Genomic DNA, 19,402 nt, shown 5'->3' with positions numbered 1-19,402 from the left:
CGGGACGCGGCGCCGCAAGGGGCTCGCGCGGGCTCTGGCCGGCGCTGATCGCTGCGCGCTGCGCGCGCGGAGCCGGTAAGCTCTCCCGGAGGGCGGCTGTCCGGCCCCCCCGGCAACTCAGGTGGACGCTGCATGATGACCCCGAAGGAGTTCCAGAGGCAGTTCAAGCGGCTGCTCATGAGCCGCGTCGAGGGCATGGACTGGGAGGACAAGCTGGCCCGGGTCCGTCAGTACCTGCGGCAGCTCGAGGCGCGCCAGAGCCCGGAGGAGGAGTCGGCCGAGCTGTCGCCGTCGCTGGAGCTCATCCCGTTCGAGCCCGGCAAGCGGCCTGTCGACGAGGCGCTCTATCCCGGGCACGGGTGCAGCGAGCGCGCCGGCTGCATCAACACCGCGGGCGACCCGTCGGAACTCGGCGACGAGGTGTGGCTGCTCTACCGGCTGCGCGACATTTACGCGTTCGTCGCCCCCTTCGAGCGGCCGTTCGAGGTGACCCTGTCGGCGTGGTTCCTCCCGGCGACCCCCGGCGAAGGCGAGCCGTGCCCCGTGCCCGGCATCATGGACCTGCCGCTCAGCCCGCAGATCGTCTCGACGTCGTCCTACCCCGTCCCGATGCTCGAGCCCGCCCCGTGGAACTCGTTCCATCAGACGGTCTACGTCGCCACGATCGTACCGGCGCGGCAGCTCATGCCGCACCCCCCCGGCGAGGAGACCGGCGGCGGCTATCACTGGGTCGACCTGCCCGAGTCGTTCCGGCGGCGCATCCCGGACGGCGCCGATCCGTTCACGCTCGCGAGCCTGTTCCGGCAGCAGCTCCGGGTCGAGATCCGGCTCAGCGAGGCGGGCAGGACGGTCTCCTCCGAGACGACGGACGTCGAGATCTTCGACACCGGCCGCTTCGGCTCGCTCTACACGCGCCTGCTCGACCGGCTCGTCAAGACGGACACGGAGATCCAGCAGCAGGCGCTCGGGATCGACGAGCTGCACGTCGGCTACCACCCGTGGTTCCCCGTGCTGACCATCGGCATGGACAAGGCCCTCCTGTACCTCCGGGCCATCCATCAGGACCTCGAGCAGCACCGGCGCAACCTCCCCGACCCCCGCTGGTTGCTCCGGGTGGGGCTCTACCTCGAGCTCCTCACGTGCATCGGCATCTTCGAGGCGGTGAAGGACCAGTACCCCGACATGCTCTCGCCGGGGGAGCGCGAGGCCTTCGAGAACGGCGCGGCGTTCGCGCCCATCCGCTCGGCGATCGACGTCGCGGCGTGGAAGGAGGTCTGGGACATGCGGCACATCGCGCCGCGCGCCGCCGGCTTCTTCGCGGCCGGGCCGGTGAGCCTGACGAACCTGATGCGCAAGCAGAAGGCCACGCTCACCTTCCTGCACGCCCACCACGCGGACCTGCAGAAGGCGATCGAGCTCGCCGGCCCCAACCTGTGGAACGCGCAGGAGACCTGGCACCGGGTGTTCCGCGACGCGGAGCGGGCGGTGCTCAAGAACAGCGTGCTCGCGTTCCCGGAGCTCGCGCACCTCGACCCGCGGTGGCGCGACTTCGCGCTCTGGCACCAGCGCGGCGACGTGCGGCTGTTCGGGCTCAGCCTCATGCCCGAGGCGCTGACCGCGCTCTTCGGCGATCAGGACGGCATCTTCCCCGCGGCGTGCCGGCAGTACCGGAAGTCGATGAACGACGTGGCCCGCTGGGCCGCCGAGCGGAACCTCATGGATTACACGGGCGACGAGTGCATCCCGCGGAACGCGAGCCTGCTCGAGGCGTACATGGAGAAGAACCCGTCGCTGCTCGCCGCGCTGCAGCGGCGCGACGGTCACGGGGCCGCGTCGTCGATCGATCTCGACGAGCCGAGCAAGGCCGAGCGCGGGGCGAGCGCCGAGGACATCATGACGCTGCTCCGGAGGGCGCCGGTCTTCAAGCCGCTGCTCGATCGCGAGCTCCGCAAGCTCGCCACGAAGGTGCGCCGGGTGGAGTACGGCCCGCTCGACCGGATCGTGCTGCAGGGGCAGCGGGACTCGTCGATGTTCGTCGTCGCGTCCGGCGTGGTCGAGGTCGTGGTGCGGCACACCGACGGGCAGGACTCGACGGTCGCCGCGCTCGAGAAGGGCGCCGTCTTCGGGGAGTTCGCGCTGCTCACGGGCGAGGAGCGCACCGCGACGGTGCGCGCCGTCGAAGAGGTGGTGCTCTACCAGATCACGAAGGAGGCGCTGCAGCCGATCATCGAGGCGCGCCCGCAGCTCGTGATCGAGCTCAGCTTGCTCATGGCCTCGCGCCAGGCCCACCTGCGCGACGCGGCCGAGCGCTACAACGAGGCCGAGGAGAAGGTGCGGAGCCTCGCCGGGCGCATCCGGCGGTTCGTCCTCGGCTGAGCGCGGAGCCCTTCGCCCCCGGGCCGGGGGCGCTCAGCCCTTCAGGAGCCACGCGAGGGCGTCGGCCTCCGCGGTGAAGAACGAGTACTCGGGCAGCCCCATGGCGGCCGACAGGCGGGAGATCTGCATCTTCGAGAGCGCGCTGTTCACGAGGTTCGCCGCCTTGCGCATGCCGTGCTCGACCGCGTAGGCCATGGTCTGCTCGACATAGGGGCTCACGTCGGGCTTCTGCGGCGGGAAGTCCGCGATGTCGGCGAGCACGTACCAGGGCTTGCCGAGGTGGAGCAGCATCGAGGCCTTGTGGCGGAAGTCGTCGAGGTACGCCTTGCCCTCGTCGATGTCCCAGAACCCCCAGACCTTCACGTGGAGGACCCCCGTCACCGTGTCGGCCCGGACGTGGAACCGCCGCTGCGTGGCGCGCTCGCGCCGCGACGCAGGATCGGACTTCCTCGACGGCTCACCCGTCGAGGAGCTCGTCCGGCCCGGCGCCTCCGACGGCCGGGACCGGGTCTCCGGGAACCTCGACACGGGCGGCGGCGAGGGCGGGGGGCGGCGCGACGGCGGCGTCGTGGACGGCTCGGGCGCGGTGACGGTCGGCACGTCGGCGAAGCGCCCCGACTTGCCGGGCCGCGAGGGCTGCGTCGGGTCGGTGGGGCTCGGGTTCACGCTCGGGCTCGGAGCGGGCGGCGGCGCGTCCGGCAGGAGCACGACGCGCGACGCCCGCGGGAGCGGCACGTCGAGCGCGACGGCGAGCGCGCTCACCGCGGTGGACGCGCGATCGAAGCGGTCCTCGGGCCTGAGCGCCGTCATCTTGAAGAACCAGCCGTCGAACGCGCTCGGCAGCGCGGCGGAGCGGCGGCGCGCTGCGCGAGCGCTGGGCGCCTCCATCGCCCCGCGCAGGAGCTCGGCCGCGAGGAGGTACGGCGACGGGGTCGCCTCGGCCTCCTGGGACCAGTACGACTCGCCGACGAGGAGCGCGTACGCGACGTGCCCGAGCGCGTAGATGTCGGCGCGCGGACCGACGTTGCGCTCGGCCCGGATCTGCTCGGGCGCCATGTACACGGGCGTGCCGAGCATCTGCCGGGTCAGCGTGGAGGCCTGGTGCTGCTCGATGACCTTGGCGATCCCGAAGTCGAGGATCTTCACGCACGGCGAGCCGTCGTCGCGGACCGTGACGAACAGGTTGTCCGGCTTGAGATCGCGGTGGACGATGTTCGCCGCGTGCGTTTTGTCGAGCGCGAGCGCGGCCTGGAACAGGTAGAGGGCGACGTCCTCGGCGGGGAGGGAGCCGCGCTTCTTGAGGAGGCCGCCGAGCTCCTCGCCGCGGAGCAGCTCCATGACGATGAACGGCGTGCCGGTCTCGTCGTCGATGCCGGCGTCCGAGGTCCTGACGATGTGGTCGCTCTCGATGATGCCGGTGATGCGCGCCTCGAGGGCGAAGCGGGCGCGCAGCTCCTCGCTGTCGAGGAGGCTGGGCAGCATCACCTTGAGCGCGCGGCGCGTCGCGGTGACGTCGTCCATCACCTCGTAGACGGCGCCCATGCCGCCCGCCTTGATGACGCGCAGCACCTGGTAGCGGTCGCGGAACCGGGTATTCGGCTGCAACAGACCGGGCGAGGAGCTCATCCTGCGGCCCTCGATTCAGACATGGTCTGGGAGACGCTATCAGCGCCGCTTCCCGCGTCGCAAGGCGCACGGGTAGGGGAACGTGCTCACCGCGGGATCGCGCCGCCGGCGGCCTCGCCTTCGGCCCGAGCGGCGAGGTCGAGCAGCGGCCCCAGCGCGCTCCAGAGCGCGCGGACGTCCTGGAAGCGCTCCTCCGGGACGACGGCGAGCGCCCGGGCCACCCACGCGTCGATCTCGGGCGGCAGGTCGGGCCGGAGGGCGTACAGGCTCGGCCGGGGGCCGCGCGCGGCGGCGAGCAGGATGTCGACCCGGCTCGCCCCGGAGAACGGCACGCGGCCCGCGAGCGCGCGGAAGAGCACCGCGCCGAGGGAGTAGATGTCGATCCGGTGGTCGATCTCCTGGGGCCGGCCCTTCCAGACCTCGGGCGCGATGTAGCTGGGCGAGCCGGGGATCGCCCCTTCGCGGGTGAGGGGGTCGGCCTGCATGACCTTGACAAGCCCGAAATCGAGCAAGCGCACGCCTCCCCGAGCCGCTGCGCCGGGATCGGCCGGCGATCCGCCGCCGGCGCCGTGGGCCGCAGGACGGATCGGTTCGCCAGCAGAAGAGCGATCGTGGGTGATGTTGTCTGGATTACTTTTTTGGTGAGGCAAGGAGGGCGGGCCGCTTGCGTCGCTGTCCAGGACGAAGATGTTCGCGGGCTTCAGATCGCGGTGGACGATGCCGCGGGCGTGCGCGGCGTCGAGCGTGTCGATGATCGGGCGGAACAGCTCCTGGAGCCGGGCGAGCGGGAGCCGCTGGTTCTGCGCCTCGAGCCGGCGCAGGGTCGTCTCGAGGTCGCTGCCCCTCAGGAACTCCATCACGATGAAGAGCGTGCCGTCGGGGGCCTCGCAGAAGGCGAAGACCTGTGTCGCGCTGGTGCCGGACAGCGTGCCCATGGCGCTGGCCTCGCGCCGCATGCGGGCTTTCAGGGCGGGATCGCTGGAGAACTCGGGCCTGAGGTACTTGACCGCGACCTGCGTGCCGGTCTGCTGGTCCAGGGCGCGGTAGACGACGCCATGGCCTCCCTGGCCGACCACCTCGATCAGCTTGTACCGGCCGTCGATCACGTCGTCGATGTCGTGGTCCATCGGCAATCCTCGGTGTTCCGAGCGCGCTGCGCCAGCATGCCCGCGGAACGAGCTCAGGTTGTAGCCGCTCCGGCGCCCTGGCGGTAGGGACGGTTGGGCGCCGGCCTCGGCTGGCGGCCGGGCGCGGGGAGGGAGGGCCCGGGGAGGGAGGGCCCGGGGAGGGAGGGCCCGGGGAGGGAGGGCCCGGGGAGGGAGGGAGGGAGGGCGCGCGAGGCGCGCGGGCCAGGAGGGGCAATGCAACAGGGGCATCGCGCGCGGGCTCAGGCGTCTTCATCAGGAGTGACGGAAATCACCTGAGGAGCGTTGCAAGTCGTTACGTCGAAGTCACGGATCTGGCTGTGTTTGCCTGATGATGAACTATTGTCATCTCACAGGACATCTTGCGTTCATCCACTGCGCTCACCGGGTGAGTGAAGGCGCCCTCCCCGACGACAATCGCGTTCTCCGAGGCCGTGAGCGCCGCCGACGACCCGCATGAACCGCCTGCACCTGCCGCGGTGCGCGCGTGCGAGCGACGGCAGTCGCTTGAGCCTGCCGCGAGCGCTCCGACCGGTCCACCCGAGACGAAGCCGCCGGAACCGGGAGAGGCCCGCCCCTTGCTCGGTGAAGAGAGCGCGCGAAGGTGCCCTCCGGCGCGAGCCAGCAGGACTCGTGTGCGTCTTGCTTCACTCTTGACGGGCGTGACGCTTTAGGGCCTCCTACGTCACCATGCGCCGCGCTCCGCCTTCTCCTCCCCTCATTCGCGCCACCCGCGTGCTCGCCCTGGGTGCCCTCCTCAGCACTGCTTCGTGTGCTCAGGTACTGGGCCTCGGCGAGTTCGAGGACTGCGATGAAGATTCGTGCTCAGGATTGGTCTGGGCAAAGAGCTTCGGGAGCCATGAGTTGGTCTTTCCAGAGAGCGCTCGGCTCGACTCGAAGGGAAACCTCCTCCTCTCAGGAGTCTTTCAAGGCACCACGGATTTCGGCGGCCCACCGTTGATATCGTCTGGCTTCGCTTTCTTTCTCGCCAAGCTGAAGCCGGACGGTAGCCATGCCTTCAGCCGGTGGCTGCGGGTGAACGACTTGGATGGTGCGTTGGGATCGCGTCTTTCGGTGCTGCCTGACGACAGCGTCGTCTTGTCGGGCCTGTACGAGAACGCGATCGAGTTTGGTGCTGGCAATTCCATCACGGCGCCCACTCTCGATGAGGATGGTTGCTTCGTGGCCAGGTTCTCGTCCGACAACAAGTTGAGCTGGGGGCGCAACTTGTTCACGGGCACGGGTCGACTCGTTGTCCTGGATTCGGCGGCTACGCCCGACGGTGACGTGGTCCTGGTCGGCTCTTTCAGTCGCGAGGTAAGCCTGGGCTCGTCGACCCTGACGACTGCATCATCGAAGGACGCTTTTGTCGTGAAGTTGGACGGCGAAACGGGTGATCCGCTATGGAGCTTGCAGTTGGCCGACCCTGAATACGCCACGGCGACGACGAGCCTCGAGGCCAAGGCGGTGGCGGTGGACCCCGGCGGTAACATCGTCGTGGGGGGCCGGTTCACGGGATTCACCGACGCCGGCTTCGACAGGAGCATCGGCCCGAGCCCGTCGGGGGCTGGAGCTTTCGTGCTCAAGCTCTCGTCCACAGGGGAGTGGGATTGGACCGTTGGCCTCCAAGGAGAGGGGAATGCCTGGGTGACTGACATCGACGTCGATGCGCGAGGGGATATCCTCGTGGCTGGGGCTCTCGCAGGAGCGATCGCCGTCAAAACCCACGGGGTCCGAGGCGTCCAGCAGACCAGCGGGCCGGCGGACTCGGATATCCTGCTCGTGAAGCTCTCGTCCGCGGGGAACCACCTGTGGTCATTGAGATTCGGCGATGATTCGTCCCAGCTAGCTGTGGAGCCCAAATCAGGTTTTAGTGGATCGGACGTCGAGTCTATTTCGACGTTCGGGGTTCACGTTGCCGCCGACACTGCCGGAGACATCGTGCTCGGCGCCGGGGTCGCAGGCGCCGTCGACTTCGGGGGCGGGCCGCTCGGCGGCAGACAGGACCGGGACTGGACCGTCGCGAAGCTGAGCGCTGGCGGAGCGCACCTCTGGAGCAGGCGTTTCGGTGATGCTGCGACAGGGCAAGCGGTGGTCGGCATCGACACGGATCCGGGGACGAATGCCCTCGTGGTCGTCGGGCTCAACGACGGAACGCTGGATCTTGGCGATGAGATGAAGGTCGTGGCTTCGGGCGAGTTCGGCGCCGTTGTGACGAAGTTCGACCTGGGCCGGGTTGGGAGATAGGTCTCCGAGCGGCGCGACGCTGGTCAGTTGATCTGCAGATTCGCCGCCGCCGTCCCGTTCCGCCCTGGCCCCCCGGTGCCGCCGCTCGTGTTCGTGCCGCCCTCGCCGCGGAAGCCGGGCGTGCCGGTCGTGCAGCTATTGTCCGCGAACGTGAAGACCACGCTGCCGGACCGCGCCAGGCAGGCGCTCGGGCCGCCCCCGCCGCCCGCGCCGGGGCCGCCGTCGCCGCCGTCGCCGCCCTTGCCGCCGGTACCGCCGCCGCCGGAGTCCTCGCGGGCCGAGCCACCCGTGCCCCCGCTCCCTCCGCGCTGGCCCACACTACCATTCCCGCCTCGACCGCCGGCGCCGCCCGCGCCGGTCGTGATGACGTTGCCGGAGACGATCACCCGTCCGCCCACCGCAAAGATGCCGAAGCTTCCCCCGCCTCCTCCGCCACCGTTCCCGGGGCGGCCGCCGAGTCCGCCGCATCCACCGCTGCCGCCGCCGCCGCCGCGATCTTCATAGCAGAAGCATCCGACCCCGCACGAGCCGCCGCCGCCGCCGCCGCCGCCGCCGCCACCGCGCCCAATCGCCCCGTTCTGCCCGTTGGTACCCCTCGCCGGCTGGTAGATGCCCGAGGCGATGGTGCCCAGGTTCGCTCCCCCGGCGCCAGGCGTTCCTTGCAGCCCGACCGCACCCGCCACGCCGGTTCCGCCTCCCGCGCTATCGGGACCGCATTCGCGTGTTGAAGCGCCTCCCGGACCACCTGCCGCGCCGCCACTCCCCGGTGAGCCCGTGGAGCCAGTGCCATTGTTGTAGCCGCCCCGGCCGCCGGCGCCGCCGAACTCGGTGCACGTGGTCTGCGCGCCTCCGTATCCATAGCTGCTGCATGCGTCGCAGCCGACCTCCCCCACATTCCCCGCCGTCGCCGTCCCCGCCGAGTGCGCCGCCCCGTGCGTGCCATCCGCGCCGTCTCGACCGTCCTCCACGTCGATGATGTTGTACCGCACGAAGAGCTCCGCCAGCCCGCCGCCGAGCCGAACTCCATAGGTGCTCTGCCCGGGCGACGACGGCCTCAGCGCCTCGATCGTGATGCCCTCGATGTGCGTCGGCTGCTCGATCGCCGGCGCGTGGAACACGGTGCCCGGCGCACGCACCGTCGTCGTCACCGAGGGAGTCCTCCGGAACTTGACATCGGGATCTTCGTGATCAAACCCACCATAAATGCTGATACCGGACACGACCGTGACGGCCTCCTCGTAGAGCTCGCCGGAGAGACAGACCGCCGGCACCACGCCATCCCGCGCCACCCGGATGGCCGTGGCGATCGTCTTCACGGGGGCCGTGCGCGTCCCGCTGTTGGCGTCATCCCCGATGTCCGCCGAGACGTAGACGCACTGCTCCACGAGCCCGTCGCCGCCATCGCAGTTGTCGTCGACGAAATCGCCGTCGATCGGATCCTCGCCCGCCTCGCCCGCCGGGGTCGGCGTACACGCGTATTCACAGCTGCACACGCCGGTGAGCGGGTTGCCGTCCACGTCATGCGTGCCCGGGAGGCACCCCATCGCGCAAGGGTCGGCGACCTCGCCCCCACCGCCTCCCTCGCCGCTGCCCCCCTCCCCACCCGCGCCGCCTTCGCCCCCGCCTGCGCCGCTCGTGCCGCTCGTGACAGCCGCGCTGCTGCTCGATGACGTCGTTGTGGCGCCGCTCGCGGAAGGCGCTCCGCCCGCTCCAGAGCCGCCGCCGGTGCCGGAGACCGGCCCGATGGGACCGTCGATCGAGCTGCTCTCGGCGCAGCCGAGCGCGGAGAGCATCGCAAGCACAGAAGCCGTTCCGAGGAGGGAGCGAACGCGCATACTTGATTCTGCACCTTCGCGCGCTTTTCGGAAAGACTTTGTCACGCTGACGGTAATCACCAACGAGCCCATCAACCGATGGTGCCGTGCCGCACACACCGATGGTGCCGTGCCGTACACACCGATGGTGCCGTGCCGTACACACCGATAGCGCCGTGCCGTACACACCGATAGCGCCGTGCCGTACACACCGATAGCGCTGCGCCGGCGAGCCAGCTCACGATCCCGCGATTCGCCCCTCGCACGTGCCACCGAGTCCGGTAGTCTGAGTCTGCGCTCCTGCCGGGGCTCCCTGCCGTCCCTGCCGTCCGCCAGCACTCCATGCGCCTCGAACCGCTCCACCGCCTCTCGCTCACCTCCCTGCTCGGGCTCGCTGCCGCCGCCGGGCTCCATGGCGCCTGCGCTCCGGACTCGGGGATCGGCTCCGTATCGTCCTCGTCGGAAGGGGCCGACTCGGGCGGAAACGTCGAACCGGATGGAGGGCTGTTGGGCGACGCGCCCATCGATACCCGCCCCGACCCGGACGCCGCCTGCGGGCTCGTCACCGAGGAGGCGATCGCCGTCCCGCTCAATCTCTACATCATGATGGACAAATCCAACTCCATGGAGGGGGACAAGTGGGATAGCGCGAAGGTCGGCCTGACGGCGTTCGTCAACAGCGCGAGGTTCGCCGGCGTGCACGTGGCGCTGCGCTTCTTCCCGCGCGCCGCGGACGCCGTGCCGGCGTGCGATCAGAACGCCTACAAGACGCCGCTCGTCCCGTTCGGTCCGCTCCCCGACAACGCGGGCGCGATCGTCGAGGCCATCGAGGACGAAGAGCCGGACGGCCTGAGCACGCCCGTCTATCCGGCGCTGGGCGGCGCGCTGCTCCAGGGCATCGAGATGGCGAAGAACAACCCCGGCGAGGCCTCCGCTGTGCTGCTCGTCACCGACGGGAAGCCACAGGGGCCCGCGGCCCAGTGCGGCAGCGCCGACCCGGAGGACCCGGCCGCCATCGCGGCTCTCGCGGCGGCGGGCGAGCGCTACCGCCCCCCGGTGCGCACCTTCGTGATCGGGCTCCCGGGCGTCGACCAGAGCCTCGCCAACCAGATCGCGGCCGCAGGAGGCACCGACGCCGCGGTCCTCGTCGCGGCGACAAACATCGCCGTCGAGTTCCAGAACGCGCTCGCGAAGGTGACGGGTCAGGCGCTCCCGTGCGAGTACAAGGTCCCTTCCGAGGTGGCCGGCGGGCAGATCGCGTTCAACGACGTCAACGTCCTGTTCGGGCTCGACGGCGCGCCGCAGGAGATCCTGCCGCAGCGCCCCGGCTGCGACGGTCCAGGCTGGCGCTACGACAACCCGAGCTCGCCCACGGCGCTCGTGCTGTGCCCCGACACCTGCGACGCCGCGAGGAACGCGTCCGCTGCGAAGATCCAGATCCTCCTCGGCTGCGAGACCGTGATCCGCTGAGCGCGCACCCCATCATCGGCTGAGCCCGCTGCGCGCATCATGGGCCGAGCCGGCTGCACGCACGATCGGCTGAGCCTGCGGCACCCAACCGCAAGAATCGCGCAGGGCAGAGCGCGACAAGGGCAGAGCGCGACGCGCGCTTGTTGTGGAGATGACATCGGGAGCTACCGAACGGGGTTCGGGCGTGAAGACGCAGAGCGTCATGGACGAGGGGCGCCGTGGATCGAGGTGGATGGCGTGCTTCCCGCGCGCTTCCCGCGCGCGGGAAGCGCGCGGGAAGGTGAAGGCCGCGGGCGCGCGGGGGCATGAAAGCCGGCGGAATGTGGGGCGCCAGGGGCGCAGGGCGGGCTCGCGGCGCGGCAGGCGCGTCGTTGCAATCCTGCACTGCGCTTTGTGGACTCCCGGCCCCCAGCGCCGTAAGAGGACGGGACCATGACGACGGAGTCCCCCCTCGCCGCCGGCTCGCCGCGGCACGCCGCCCCCGCTGCGCTCCACCCCGCTCTGGTGCTGAGCGCGTACCTCGAGCCGCTCGTGCGCGGCCGGCGGGTCGCGGTCCTGGGGGACGCCACCATCGGCCTCGCCGATCGGCTGCTCCAGCGCGGAGCCCGCCTCGTCCACGCCTACGATCCGGACGCCGCCCGCGTCGCGGAGAAGCTCGCGCGATCGGCGAGCTCCCGGCAGCCGCACCCGAGCTTTGCCGTGTTCGACGGCGACCTCGGCGTGCGCGATGGCGCCTTCGACACCCTCGTCATCCCCGACCTCTCGATCTTCAGTGATCCGGCCGAGATCCTCCGGCGCGCCCGACGCCTCACCGCCGCGAGCGGCGCCGCCATCATCGCGTCGCCGAACCCGGACGTCGCCCGGGGGCTGCTCCCGGCGGGCGCGCGGCGCGGCGCGGCGCCCGGCTACTACGCGCTCTACGACCTCGTGGCGCTCCAGTTCAAGCAGGTGCGGATGGTCGGCCAGGCGCCGTTCGTCGGCTACACGGTCGCGGAGTTCGCGCCGAAGGGCGAGCCCGAGGTCAGCGTCGATACGTCGATCCTCGACGGCTCCGAGGAGCCGGAGTGGTTCATCGCCGTGGCCGGCGAGCGCCTGCCGCGGCTCGACGCGTTCGCCGTGATCGAGCTGCCGTTCGCCGGCTTTCCGGTCGCGACGGCCGGCCCGTCGGTCGAGGCGCTCACCGAGGCCGAGGGCCGCGCAGAGCGGCTCGGGGGCGAGCTCGCGGAGCTGCGCACCCGGCACCAGCGCGACCGCAACGACGCCGGGACCCGCGCCGAGAGCGCGGTCGCCACGGCCGCGCGCCTCGCCGAGGCGGAGGCCGAGCTCGAGGCGCGGGGAGCGCGCCTGCGGGAGGTCGAGGCCAGGGCGGGCGACACCCACGTACGGGCCGAGCGCCTGGCGCACCAGATCCGCGACATGGAGGAGGAGCTCCGCAGCCAGCGCGACCGCGCGACCCGGCTCTCCAAGCAGCTCGACGACGAGAAGCGGGTGCGGACCAAGGTCGAGCTCGAGCTCGGCATGATCCGCAACAAGCCCGAGATCGCCGGCGCCCGCGACCGCCTCGACGCAGCGATGGCCGAGCTCGACGCCGCGCGCGCCAGGATCGCCGAGCTCGAGGCGAGGCCCGCCGTCGCGGCGCCGAACCCGGCGCTCGCCGCGCGCGTGGAGGAGCTCGAGGCGGCCGCCGCAGGGGCGCGGCGGGAGCTCTCGAAGATCACGACGGAGCGAGACACCGCGCGCAGGCGCGCGCAGGAGAGCGAGCGCGCGCTGGAGGAGGCGCGGCGCGCGGCCGCGAAGCACGAGGAGCACGAGGGCGCCCGCGCCGAGCTCGCGCGCGAGCGCGATCGGCTGAAGGAGCGCGCGGACCGGCTCGAGCGGGACAACCGCGCGCTGGAGGAGCAGCGGAGCGCCCTCGACGCGCGCCGGCAGCTGCTCGAGGCGCGGATCGTCGAGCTCGAGCAGAGCGTCGTCGTCCTGGAGCAGCGGGCGGCCGACCTGGAGAAGCGCGACGCGGGCGAGGCGGCGGCCGCCGAGATCGCGAGCCTGGAGGCGGCGCTCCGCGACCGGGGCCACGTCATCGCATCGCTCAAGGCGCAGCTGCGCGAGAGCGAGCGCGTGGGCAAGGAGCTCGTTGACGAGCTCGGGACGGTCTTCACGTCGGCCACGGCCGAGCAAGGCGGTCCGGGCGAGGCTGCGGGCGGCGAGCCGGGCGGGACGCTCCCGGGGCCCGGCGGGCCGGGCGACGCCGTGGAGGCGCTGCGGCAGCAGCTCGACGCGCTGGCGCGGAGCGCCGCCGCGAGCGAGGCCGACGTGCACGCCGCGAGCTGGAAGATCGCGCAGCTCGAGCGCGAGCTGACCGAGGCGCGCAGCACCGCCGGCTCACCCCCGGCGCTCCACGAGGAGCTCGAGCAGGCGCTCATCGCCGCGCAGGCGGAGATCGCGGCGCTGCGCCGGGCGGCCGAGCAGGAGGATGTAGGGGCGGCGCGCGAGGCTGCGGGCGCGGCGGGCGAGGACCTGGGCGCGGCGCGCGAGGCTGCGGGCGCGGCACGCGAGGCTGCGGGCGAGGCGGCGGGCGCGGCGCGCCAGGATGTCGGCGTGGTGCGCGAGGGCGCGGGCGCGGCTCGCGAGGATCTCGGGGTGCCGCCCGAGGTGATCGAGCAGGCGGTGCTCCTCCAGCAGGTCGCCAGCGCCGTCGAAGCCGGCGTGTGAGCCCCGCGGCCTGGATCGGGGCGGACCTGTGCGCGCGCAGTCGCTCGCGCTAAGGACCGAGCCGATGCGCGCACCTCGCCCCCTCTCGACGCTCCTCCGGCTCGCCGGCGCCGCCACCCTGGCCCTCGCGCTCGGCGCCTGCAGCGCGGTCACCGCGCCCCGCGCGCCGGACCCCATCGCCTCGCTCCGCGACGCCGGCGCGCACTCGACCGACGGCGAGGTCGTCGGCCGCTGGCTGCTCGGGGAGCTCCTTGTCCCAGGCGGTACGCCCGCGGGGGTCAAGGCGGCGCGCAAGCGCCTCGACGGGATCGGCGCAAAGACCCTGCTCGCGTCGCTGGGGCGCGCGATCGACGACGAGGCGCACGGCCGCAACGCGCGCGCAGCGACGGCCTACCTCGAGGCGCTGGACGCGGCGCGGGTGAGCGCGCACCCGGACGCCCCCCTCGTCGGCTGGGTCGCCGCGAACCACCTCCTCGGGCTGCGATCCAGCGTCGTGGGCCTCTGGAAGAAGTCCCGCCAGGTCGTCCTGCGCGCCATCGACCATCCCGGCAACCTCGGCTGGCGGGCGCGGGGCGAGCTCGTCGAGTGGTGGAGCCTCGAGGGGCTGCCCGACGAGGCGGCCGCCGCGGCGCGCCCGGGCAACGCCGGCGGCGCCGGGGCCGCGCCGGCCGTGCCGCTCATCGACCTCGCGGCGCGCCGGTACGGGTGCATCGAGGACGCCCGCTTCGCCGGCCCGTTCGGCCACCTGGCCGAGAGCGACCACCGCGTGCGCTACGAGGCGGAGCGCGCCGGCCCCTGGCCGCCCGTGTTCCCGCGCGATCCCCGCCGCGCCGACGCGCCGCGCGTGCTCGGCGCCGAGCGCCGCGGCTGCCAGCTCTCCGCGGTCACGCCGGACGCGCGCGGCGAGGGCAGCGCCAGGGGAGGCATCTTCTACGTCGAGACCTTCGTCGACCTGCCCGCCGAGCGCGAGCTGATCGTCGCGGTCCAGGGCGCCCTCGCCATCCTCGTGGACGACGTCGAGGTCCTGACGCGCGACACGAAGCAGTGGGGGATCTGGCCCCGGTTCGGCGCGCGCCTGCGCCTCGGCCCCGGCCGGCACCGCATCCTCGCCCGCGTCGCGGGCGGCGACACCTCCATCCGGCTGCTCGCGCCGGACGGCACGCCCCTCGGCGTGGCCACGTCCGCCGACCCGACGCCCCCCACCTCGCACTTCCCGCCCGAGGTCCTCCCCGATCCCAACCCCATCGAGCCGTTCCTCACCGCGCTCGGGGTGCCGCCGCAGCCCGCGCCGAAGGTGGCGCGCGCGCTCGGCCTGCGCGGCGCGTCGCGCCCCGAGCGCGACGTGGAGGACCCGATCTCCCGGTACCTCGCCGCGACCATCGCGCACCTCGAGGGCCAGGACGACGTGGGCGCGGTGCTGATCGAGCCGCTCGTGGCCGACCCGGCGCGCGCCACCGGCCCCGCGCTCGCGGCGCAGGCCGTCTTCCTCGAGAAGGACCCGATCTTCCCGCCGTCCGACGGGCGCGACCTCGTGAAGGACGTGCGCGCCCGCGCCGCGGCGAAGGACCCGGAGCTCTGGTATCCCCGCTTCTGGCTCGCGCTCGACGAGGCCGACAAGGCCGGCCTGGCCGAGGTGACCCGCACCATCGAGGCCCTCGCCGACCGATTTCGTGAGGTGCCCGATCTCCTGAAGACGCTCGCCGCGATGTACGCGCGGCTCGGCTGGCGCGTCGAGCAGGTCCGCACCGTGAAGGAGGCCGCGGCGCGCTTCCCGGACGACGTCGAGGTGCTGGGCGCGCTCCTCCGCATCCACGACGCCGACGGGCTCGTCGCGCAGGCGGACGCGCTCGCCGCGCGCATCCGGGGGCTCGACCCCGACGCGGAGATCGAGCTGGAGCGGGCGATCGATCGGCGCGACTACGCGGCGGCGATCAAGGAGCTCGAGCGCCTCGGCTCCGCCCGCCGGGACCGCAAGGACATCGCGCTGCGCATCGTCGACCTCCTGACCCGCGCCGGCAAGCGCGCCGAGTCGTTCGAGCAGCTCGAGCGCGCGCTCGCGAAGTCGCCGGACGACGCGGACGCGCGCCTCGCGCTCGCCGACGCGCGCTTCGCCCGCGGAGAGCGCGGCGCGCTCCAGAAGGCGCTCATCGAGGCGATCCGCACCGGCGCCGACACCTCGGGCCTGCGCGACGCGATCGAGCTGCTCGACGGCACGACGGAGCTCAGCCCCTACCGGCTCGACTCGAAGAAGGTGATCGCCGAGCACGAGGCCTCGGGCGAGGTCATGCCCGGCACCGCGGCGCGCGTGCTCGACTACGCGGCCATGTGGGTCCACGAGGACGGCTCGGCGCGGATGCTCCAGCACGAGATCATCCGGATCCAGTCGCGCGAGGCGATCCAGGAGCACGCCGAGCAGCGCGTGCCCGACGGGCTCGTGCTCAAGCTCCGCACGGTCAAGCGCGACGGGTCGATCCACGAGCCGGAGTTCATCGAGGACAAGCCGACCGTGACGATGCCGCACCTCGAGGTGGGCGACTACATCGAGGTGGAGAACCTGTTCGTCCTGCGCGGCGACGGCCAGGGGGGGCTCACGTTCCAGGGGCCGCGCTGGTTCTTCCGCGAGGAGAAGGTCCCCTACTGGCGGAGCGAGTTCATCATCGTGTCGCCGAAGAGCCGGCCCCTCGACGTGGAGGTCTCCGGCCCGGTCCCGGCGCCGGAGATCGTCGAGTCCGGCGCGCTCGTCACCCGCCGCTACCGGGTCGACAAGAGCCCCGCGCTCCCGGAGGAGCCGGCGAGCGCGCCGATGGCGGAGTTCCTGCCGAACCTCCGCGTCGGCTGGGGCATCCGCCTGGAGAGCACGATCGCGCGCATGGTCGACGCGGCCGCCGACGAGACGCCGCGCGACCCGCGGCTCGTGCGCATCGCGCGGTCGATCGCGCGGACGCCGCTCTCGCCGGGCGCCTCCGGCGCGGCCGCGGGCGGCGGCGAGGCGGGGAAGGCCGCCGCGCGCCGCTCGGCAGGCGCGGGCGACGAGGCCGGGGGGGCCGCGCCGTCGAAGGACGAGCAGGCGCGCCGCATCTACCGGTGGGTGCTCGCCAACGTCGAGGAGGGGCGCGAGAACGACGGCCGCCGCGTCGTCATCGGCAAGAGCGGCAACCGGACCGAGGCGTTCCTCTACCTGTGCCGCCTGGTCGGGATCGACGCCGGCTACGGCATCGTGAGCGATCGGCTCACCGCGCCGCCGCGCGGGCCCATGAGCGAGGCCGAGACGTTCAACGCGCTCGCGGTGCGCATCGACACCGGAGACAAGCCCGGCGCGAGCGCGGTCCGCTGGATGTTCGTGCGCGACAAGTTCGCGCCGTACGGCTACCTGCCGAGCTCCCTCCGCGGGCAGCCGGCGATCGTGCTGCGGCCCGGGACGCCGCGCGAGGTGACGCCCTCGTCCGGCGCGCACGACGGCGTGGTCACCGAGGGCGTCGCCGAGGTGGCCAGGGACGGCTCGGCGTCGCTGGCGATCGAGCAGCGCTACGAGGGCAAGCTCGCGATCGCGCTGCGCTCGGCCCTGGAGTCGCTCCCCGACGCGCAGCTCAGGGACGCCGTCGAGTCGCGGCTCCTGCCGCAGATGGTGCCGGGGGCGCGGCTCCTGGAGATCCAGATCAAGGAGCTGACCGAGATCGACCGGCCGCTCACCCTGAAGATGAAGATCGCGGCCGCGGGCTTCGCGCGCGCGCAGGGCTCGGAGCTCGTGCTCTCGCCGCCCTTCGGCGTGCGCGTGGCCACCCTCGCCAGCCTGCCGGTCCGGGAGACGCCGCTCTACCTGTCCGAGCAGATCGCGACCCGCTCCGAGGTGCGGCTCCGCGTCAAGCTCCCCGCGGGCGCGCGCGTGGCCACGCGGCTCGCTCCGTTTGCGGCGGACAACGACGGGCGCACCGTGCGGGTGAACGATCGCCTCGACAGCGGCGCCTTGCTCCTCGATCGCTTCCTGGAGCTGCCCGCGGGCCGCGTGCAGCCGGACGCCTACCCGCGGTTCCAGCAGTTCGCCCGCGCGGCGGACGGCGCGCTCGACCGGGACATCGTCGTGCGGCTCGACCGCGACGGACGCTGAGCGCGCCGCCCGCTCGCCTCACGCCAGCGCAAAGAGCGCCCCGGCCCCAGGGGATTCCTGTGTGCCAACCTACGCAGTATGGATTACGCTTTTGCTCACCCTGTGAGCGATCTGGATTCCCAGTACGCGCCGGATGCCGGGCGCCATCCGACTGATCCCGTGAAGGCGCGGGTGGCGCGCGCCTTCCGGCTCTCCTCGCTCTTCGCGCAGGTGGACCGCGCGGTGCGGGATGCGCTCACGGACGCCGCCGTGCTCGAGGTGGTGGCGTCCGACGCGGCGATCTTCGAGCAGGGCGCCCCTGCGGACACGCTCGTGGTGCTCGGCCGGGGCCGGGCGCGCGTCGAGCGCGTCAACGACGCGGGCGCCGCGTTCCCGCTCAGCTACCGCGGCACGGGCGACGTGCTCGGCGAGTCGTGCCTCGGCGGGCTGGAGACGCGGACGGAGCGCGCCATCGCGATGGACGAGGCCGAGGTGGTGCGGGTGCCGCTCGCGCTCATCCGCGAGCTCTGCGCGCAGCACCCGGGGCTCGGGGGGGCGGTGTTCGCGCTGCTTGTCGCGCGGCAGCGGGAGACCGAGGACCGGATCGAGTCGATGCTGTTCAAGAACGTGGGGGGGCGGCTGGCCGAGTTCCTCCTGCACGCGGCGGAGCGGTGGGGCGTGCCGACGCCGCGCGGGACGCTGATCTCGGCGCCGATCACGCACGCGGAGATCGCGCAGGTGATCGGCTCGACCCGGGAGACGGTGACGCTGACGCTCGGGGCGCTGCGGAAGGAGGGGGTGCTCGACGTGGCCGGGCGGCGGCTCATCGTGAAGGATCGGGAGGCGCTCGCCCGCAAGCGGTAGGGCGGGTCGGCTCGCGCCGCCGGGCCGGCGCCTTCTCCGGGCGCGTCAGCCCGCCGCGCATTGCGGCGTCCTGTGCCCACGGCGCCGGAGGTGGCGCGAGCGGCGAGATCCTCGGTCATGGCGCGCGGCACATGCGCGGCGGTCCGCCGCTTCTCGCGCCCCCGCGGGCGCGGTTCCTTGTTGACGTGGCGCACGAAGCGCCGATACGCCTTCGCGAGTCGACCTCGCAGGAAAGGATTGCTCATGCCGAAGCTCAGCTCCGGGACAGCCATCGCCGTCGCGTTTCTCTTCGGTTGCTCCGCGTCGTACATCGCGCCGCGCTTCCTTGTGCCGCCGGTCCACGCGGGGACCGATCCGCCCCGATGGGAAGTGCGGTGCGTGGATGCCGAGACGGCGCAGGTCATCGACAGCCAGGTCCTCGAGGTGACCAGCGCGTCCGGCTGGAACCCGGTCCTCAAGCGGTTCGGTCAAGAGGGCTGGGAGCCGGTGCAGTTCCTGCGCAGCGAGCTCGCCGCGAAGATCGACGCCGTGTGCTTCAAGCGGCCTCTCTGACGGGGGCTGCGGCCTGCGCGCGGCGGCCGCGCGCGGGCGCGCCGGGAGGGCCGCGCGAGCGGGCGAGCCCACGGCCGCGCATCCTTCGGCGGAAGCCGGCCGGAAGGCATGCTAGGGGGCGCTGATGGAGTCTGCGATCCAGACGTATCGGATCCGCCTCGACGGCATCCGTTTTCGCGCCAAGCACGGCGCGTCCCGCGCCGAGCGCGATCTGCCCCAGGATTTCGCGGTGTGCCTGGAGGTGGAGCTCCCGGTCGCCCTGTTGCCCCGCGCCGACGCGCGAGCGCGGGTGTTCGATTACGACAGGCTGGCGAGCCTCGTCGTCGAGGCGGGGACGAGCGCTTCGTACAAGCTGCTCGAGACGCTCGCCGAGCGCATCATCGCGTGCGTGCTCGACGACACCCCGGCCCTCCGCGTCACCGTTCAGGTGAAGAAGTTCGGCCCCCCGACCTCGGTGTCCGTGGACTCCGCATCGGTGGAGCTCTCGGGGCGCAAGGGCGGGTGAGCCCGGGCTT

General features: G+C 72.6%; 11 protein-coding genes. 8 read left to right on the top strand and 3 right to left on the bottom strand.

The features are described 5' to 3' along the window. Positions 1 to 132 precede the first annotated feature (132 nt). The gene (locus WME75_RS37170; protein ID WP_437481131.1) at positions 133 to 2,376 is read left to right on the top strand and encodes a cyclic nucleotide-binding domain-containing protein; all 2,244 of its coding nucleotides are present in this window, start codon (positions 133 to 135) and stop codon (positions 2,374 to 2,376) included. 33 nt (positions 2,377 to 2,409) lie between these two features. Here the strand turns inward: WME75_RS37170 and WME75_RS37165 are convergent, their stop codons facing one another. Both WME75_RS37165 and WME75_RS37160 read right to left on the bottom strand, forming a co-directional pair. Then, a complete protein-coding gene (locus WME75_RS37165; RefSeq protein WP_437481128.1) occupies positions 2,410 to 4,002 on the bottom strand; it encodes a serine/threonine-protein kinase in 1,593 nt (530 codons plus the stop codon). An 86-nt stretch (positions 4,003 to 4,088) separates the two neighbouring features. Continuing rightward, the gene (locus WME75_RS37160) at positions 4,089 to 5,129 is read right to left on the bottom strand and encodes a serine/threonine-protein kinase (protein ID WP_437481125.1); all 1,041 of its coding nucleotides are present in this window, start codon (positions 5,127 to 5,129) and stop codon (positions 4,089 to 4,091) included. 849 nt (positions 5,130 to 5,978) lie between these two features. Here WME75_RS37160 and WME75_RS37155 point away from each other — a divergent pair. Then, on the top strand, positions 5,979 to 7,394 hold the full coding sequence (locus WME75_RS37155; protein ID WP_437481122.1) for a hypothetical protein: 1,416 nt from the start codon (positions 5,979 to 5,981) through the stop codon (positions 7,392 to 7,394). Positions 7,395 to 7,417: 23 nt separating this feature from the next. Here WME75_RS37155 and WME75_RS37150 read toward each other — a convergent pair whose 3' ends face one another. Next, on the bottom strand, positions 7,418 to 9,187 hold the full coding sequence (locus tag WME75_RS37150; protein ID WP_437481119.1) for a PE-PGRS family protein: 1,770 nt from the start codon (positions 9,185 to 9,187) through the stop codon (positions 7,418 to 7,420). A gap of 363 nt (positions 9,188 to 9,550) precedes the next feature. On the opposite strand from WME75_RS37150, the gene WME75_RS37145 reads away from it, so the two are divergent. The 6 genes from WME75_RS37145 (at position 9,551) to WME75_RS37120 (ending at position 19,392) form a co-directional block, all read left to right on the top strand. Continuing rightward, positions 9,551 to 10,678 (top strand): vWA domain-containing protein, encoded by a 1,128-nt coding sequence (locus WME75_RS37145; RefSeq protein ID WP_437481116.1) that lies wholly within the window; start codon positions 9,551 to 9,553, stop codon positions 10,676 to 10,678. A gap of 432 nt (positions 10,679 to 11,110) precedes the next feature. Then, on the top strand, positions 11,111 to 13,387 hold the full coding sequence (locus tag WME75_RS37140; protein WP_437481113.1) for a hypothetical protein: 2,277 nt from the start codon (positions 11,111 to 11,113) through the stop codon (positions 13,385 to 13,387). Positions 13,388 to 13,451: 64 nt separating this feature from the next. Continuing rightward, entirely contained in the window at positions 13,452 to 17,492 is a 4,041-nt protein-coding gene (locus WME75_RS37135) for a hypothetical protein (protein ID WP_437481110.1), read from the top strand. Positions 17,493 to 17,594: 102 nt separating this feature from the next. Beyond that, complete coding sequence (locus WME75_RS37130; RefSeq protein ID WP_437481107.1) at positions 17,595 to 18,335, top strand: Crp/Fnr family transcriptional regulator; 741 nt, start codon at positions 17,595 to 17,597, stop codon at positions 18,333 to 18,335. Positions 18,336 to 18,578: 243 nt separating this feature from the next. Then, on the top strand, positions 18,579 to 18,887 hold the full coding sequence (locus tag WME75_RS37125; RefSeq protein ID WP_437481104.1) for a hypothetical protein: 309 nt from the start codon (positions 18,579 to 18,581) through the stop codon (positions 18,885 to 18,887). A gap of 124 nt (positions 18,888 to 19,011) precedes the next feature. Beyond that, positions 19,012 to 19,392, top strand: coding sequence for a dihydroneopterin aldolase (locus WME75_RS37120; RefSeq protein WP_437481101.1), 381 nt, complete (start codon positions 19,012 to 19,014; stop codon positions 19,390 to 19,392). Positions 19,393 to 19,402: the final 10 nt, after the last annotated feature.

It is taken from the genome of Sorangium sp. So ce1014 (assembly GCF_051521505.1).
Classification (GTDB): Bacteria; Myxococcota_A; Polyangia; order Polyangiales; family Polyangiaceae; genus Sorangium.
This window is presented reverse-complemented; position numbering and strand designations above follow the sequence as displayed.

Coding starts and splice junctions, on each gene's coding strand:
- WME75_RS37170 (WP_437481131.1), top strand. CDS start 133: ATGATGACCCCGAAGGAGTTCCAGAGGCAGTTCAAGCGGCTGCTCATG.
- WME75_RS37165 (WP_437481128.1), bottom strand. CDS start 4,002: ATGAGCTCCTCGCCCGGTCTGTTGCAGCCGAATACCCGGTTCCGCGAC.
- WME75_RS37160 (WP_437481125.1), bottom strand. CDS start 5,129: ATGGACCACGACATCGACGACGTGATCGACGGCCGGTACAAGCTGATC.
- WME75_RS37150 (WP_437481119.1), bottom strand. CDS start 9,187: ATGCTCTCCGCGCTCGGCTGCGCCGAGAGCAGCTCGATCGACGGTCCC.
- WME75_RS37145 (WP_437481116.1), top strand. CDS start 9,551: ATGCGCCTCGAACCGCTCCACCGCCTCTCGCTCACCTCCCTGCTCGGG.
- WME75_RS37140 (WP_437481113.1), top strand. CDS start 11,111: ATGACGACGGAGTCCCCCCTCGCCGCCGGCTCGCCGCGGCACGCCGCC.
- WME75_RS37135 (WP_437481110.1), top strand. CDS start 13,452: ATGCGCGCACCTCGCCCCCTCTCGACGCTCCTCCGGCTCGCCGGCGCC.
- WME75_RS37125 (WP_437481104.1), top strand. CDS start 18,579: ATGCCGAAGCTCAGCTCCGGGACAGCCATCGCCGTCGCGTTTCTCTTC.
- WME75_RS37120 (WP_437481101.1), top strand. CDS start 19,012: ATGGAGTCTGCGATCCAGACGTATCGGATCCGCCTCGACGGCATCCGT.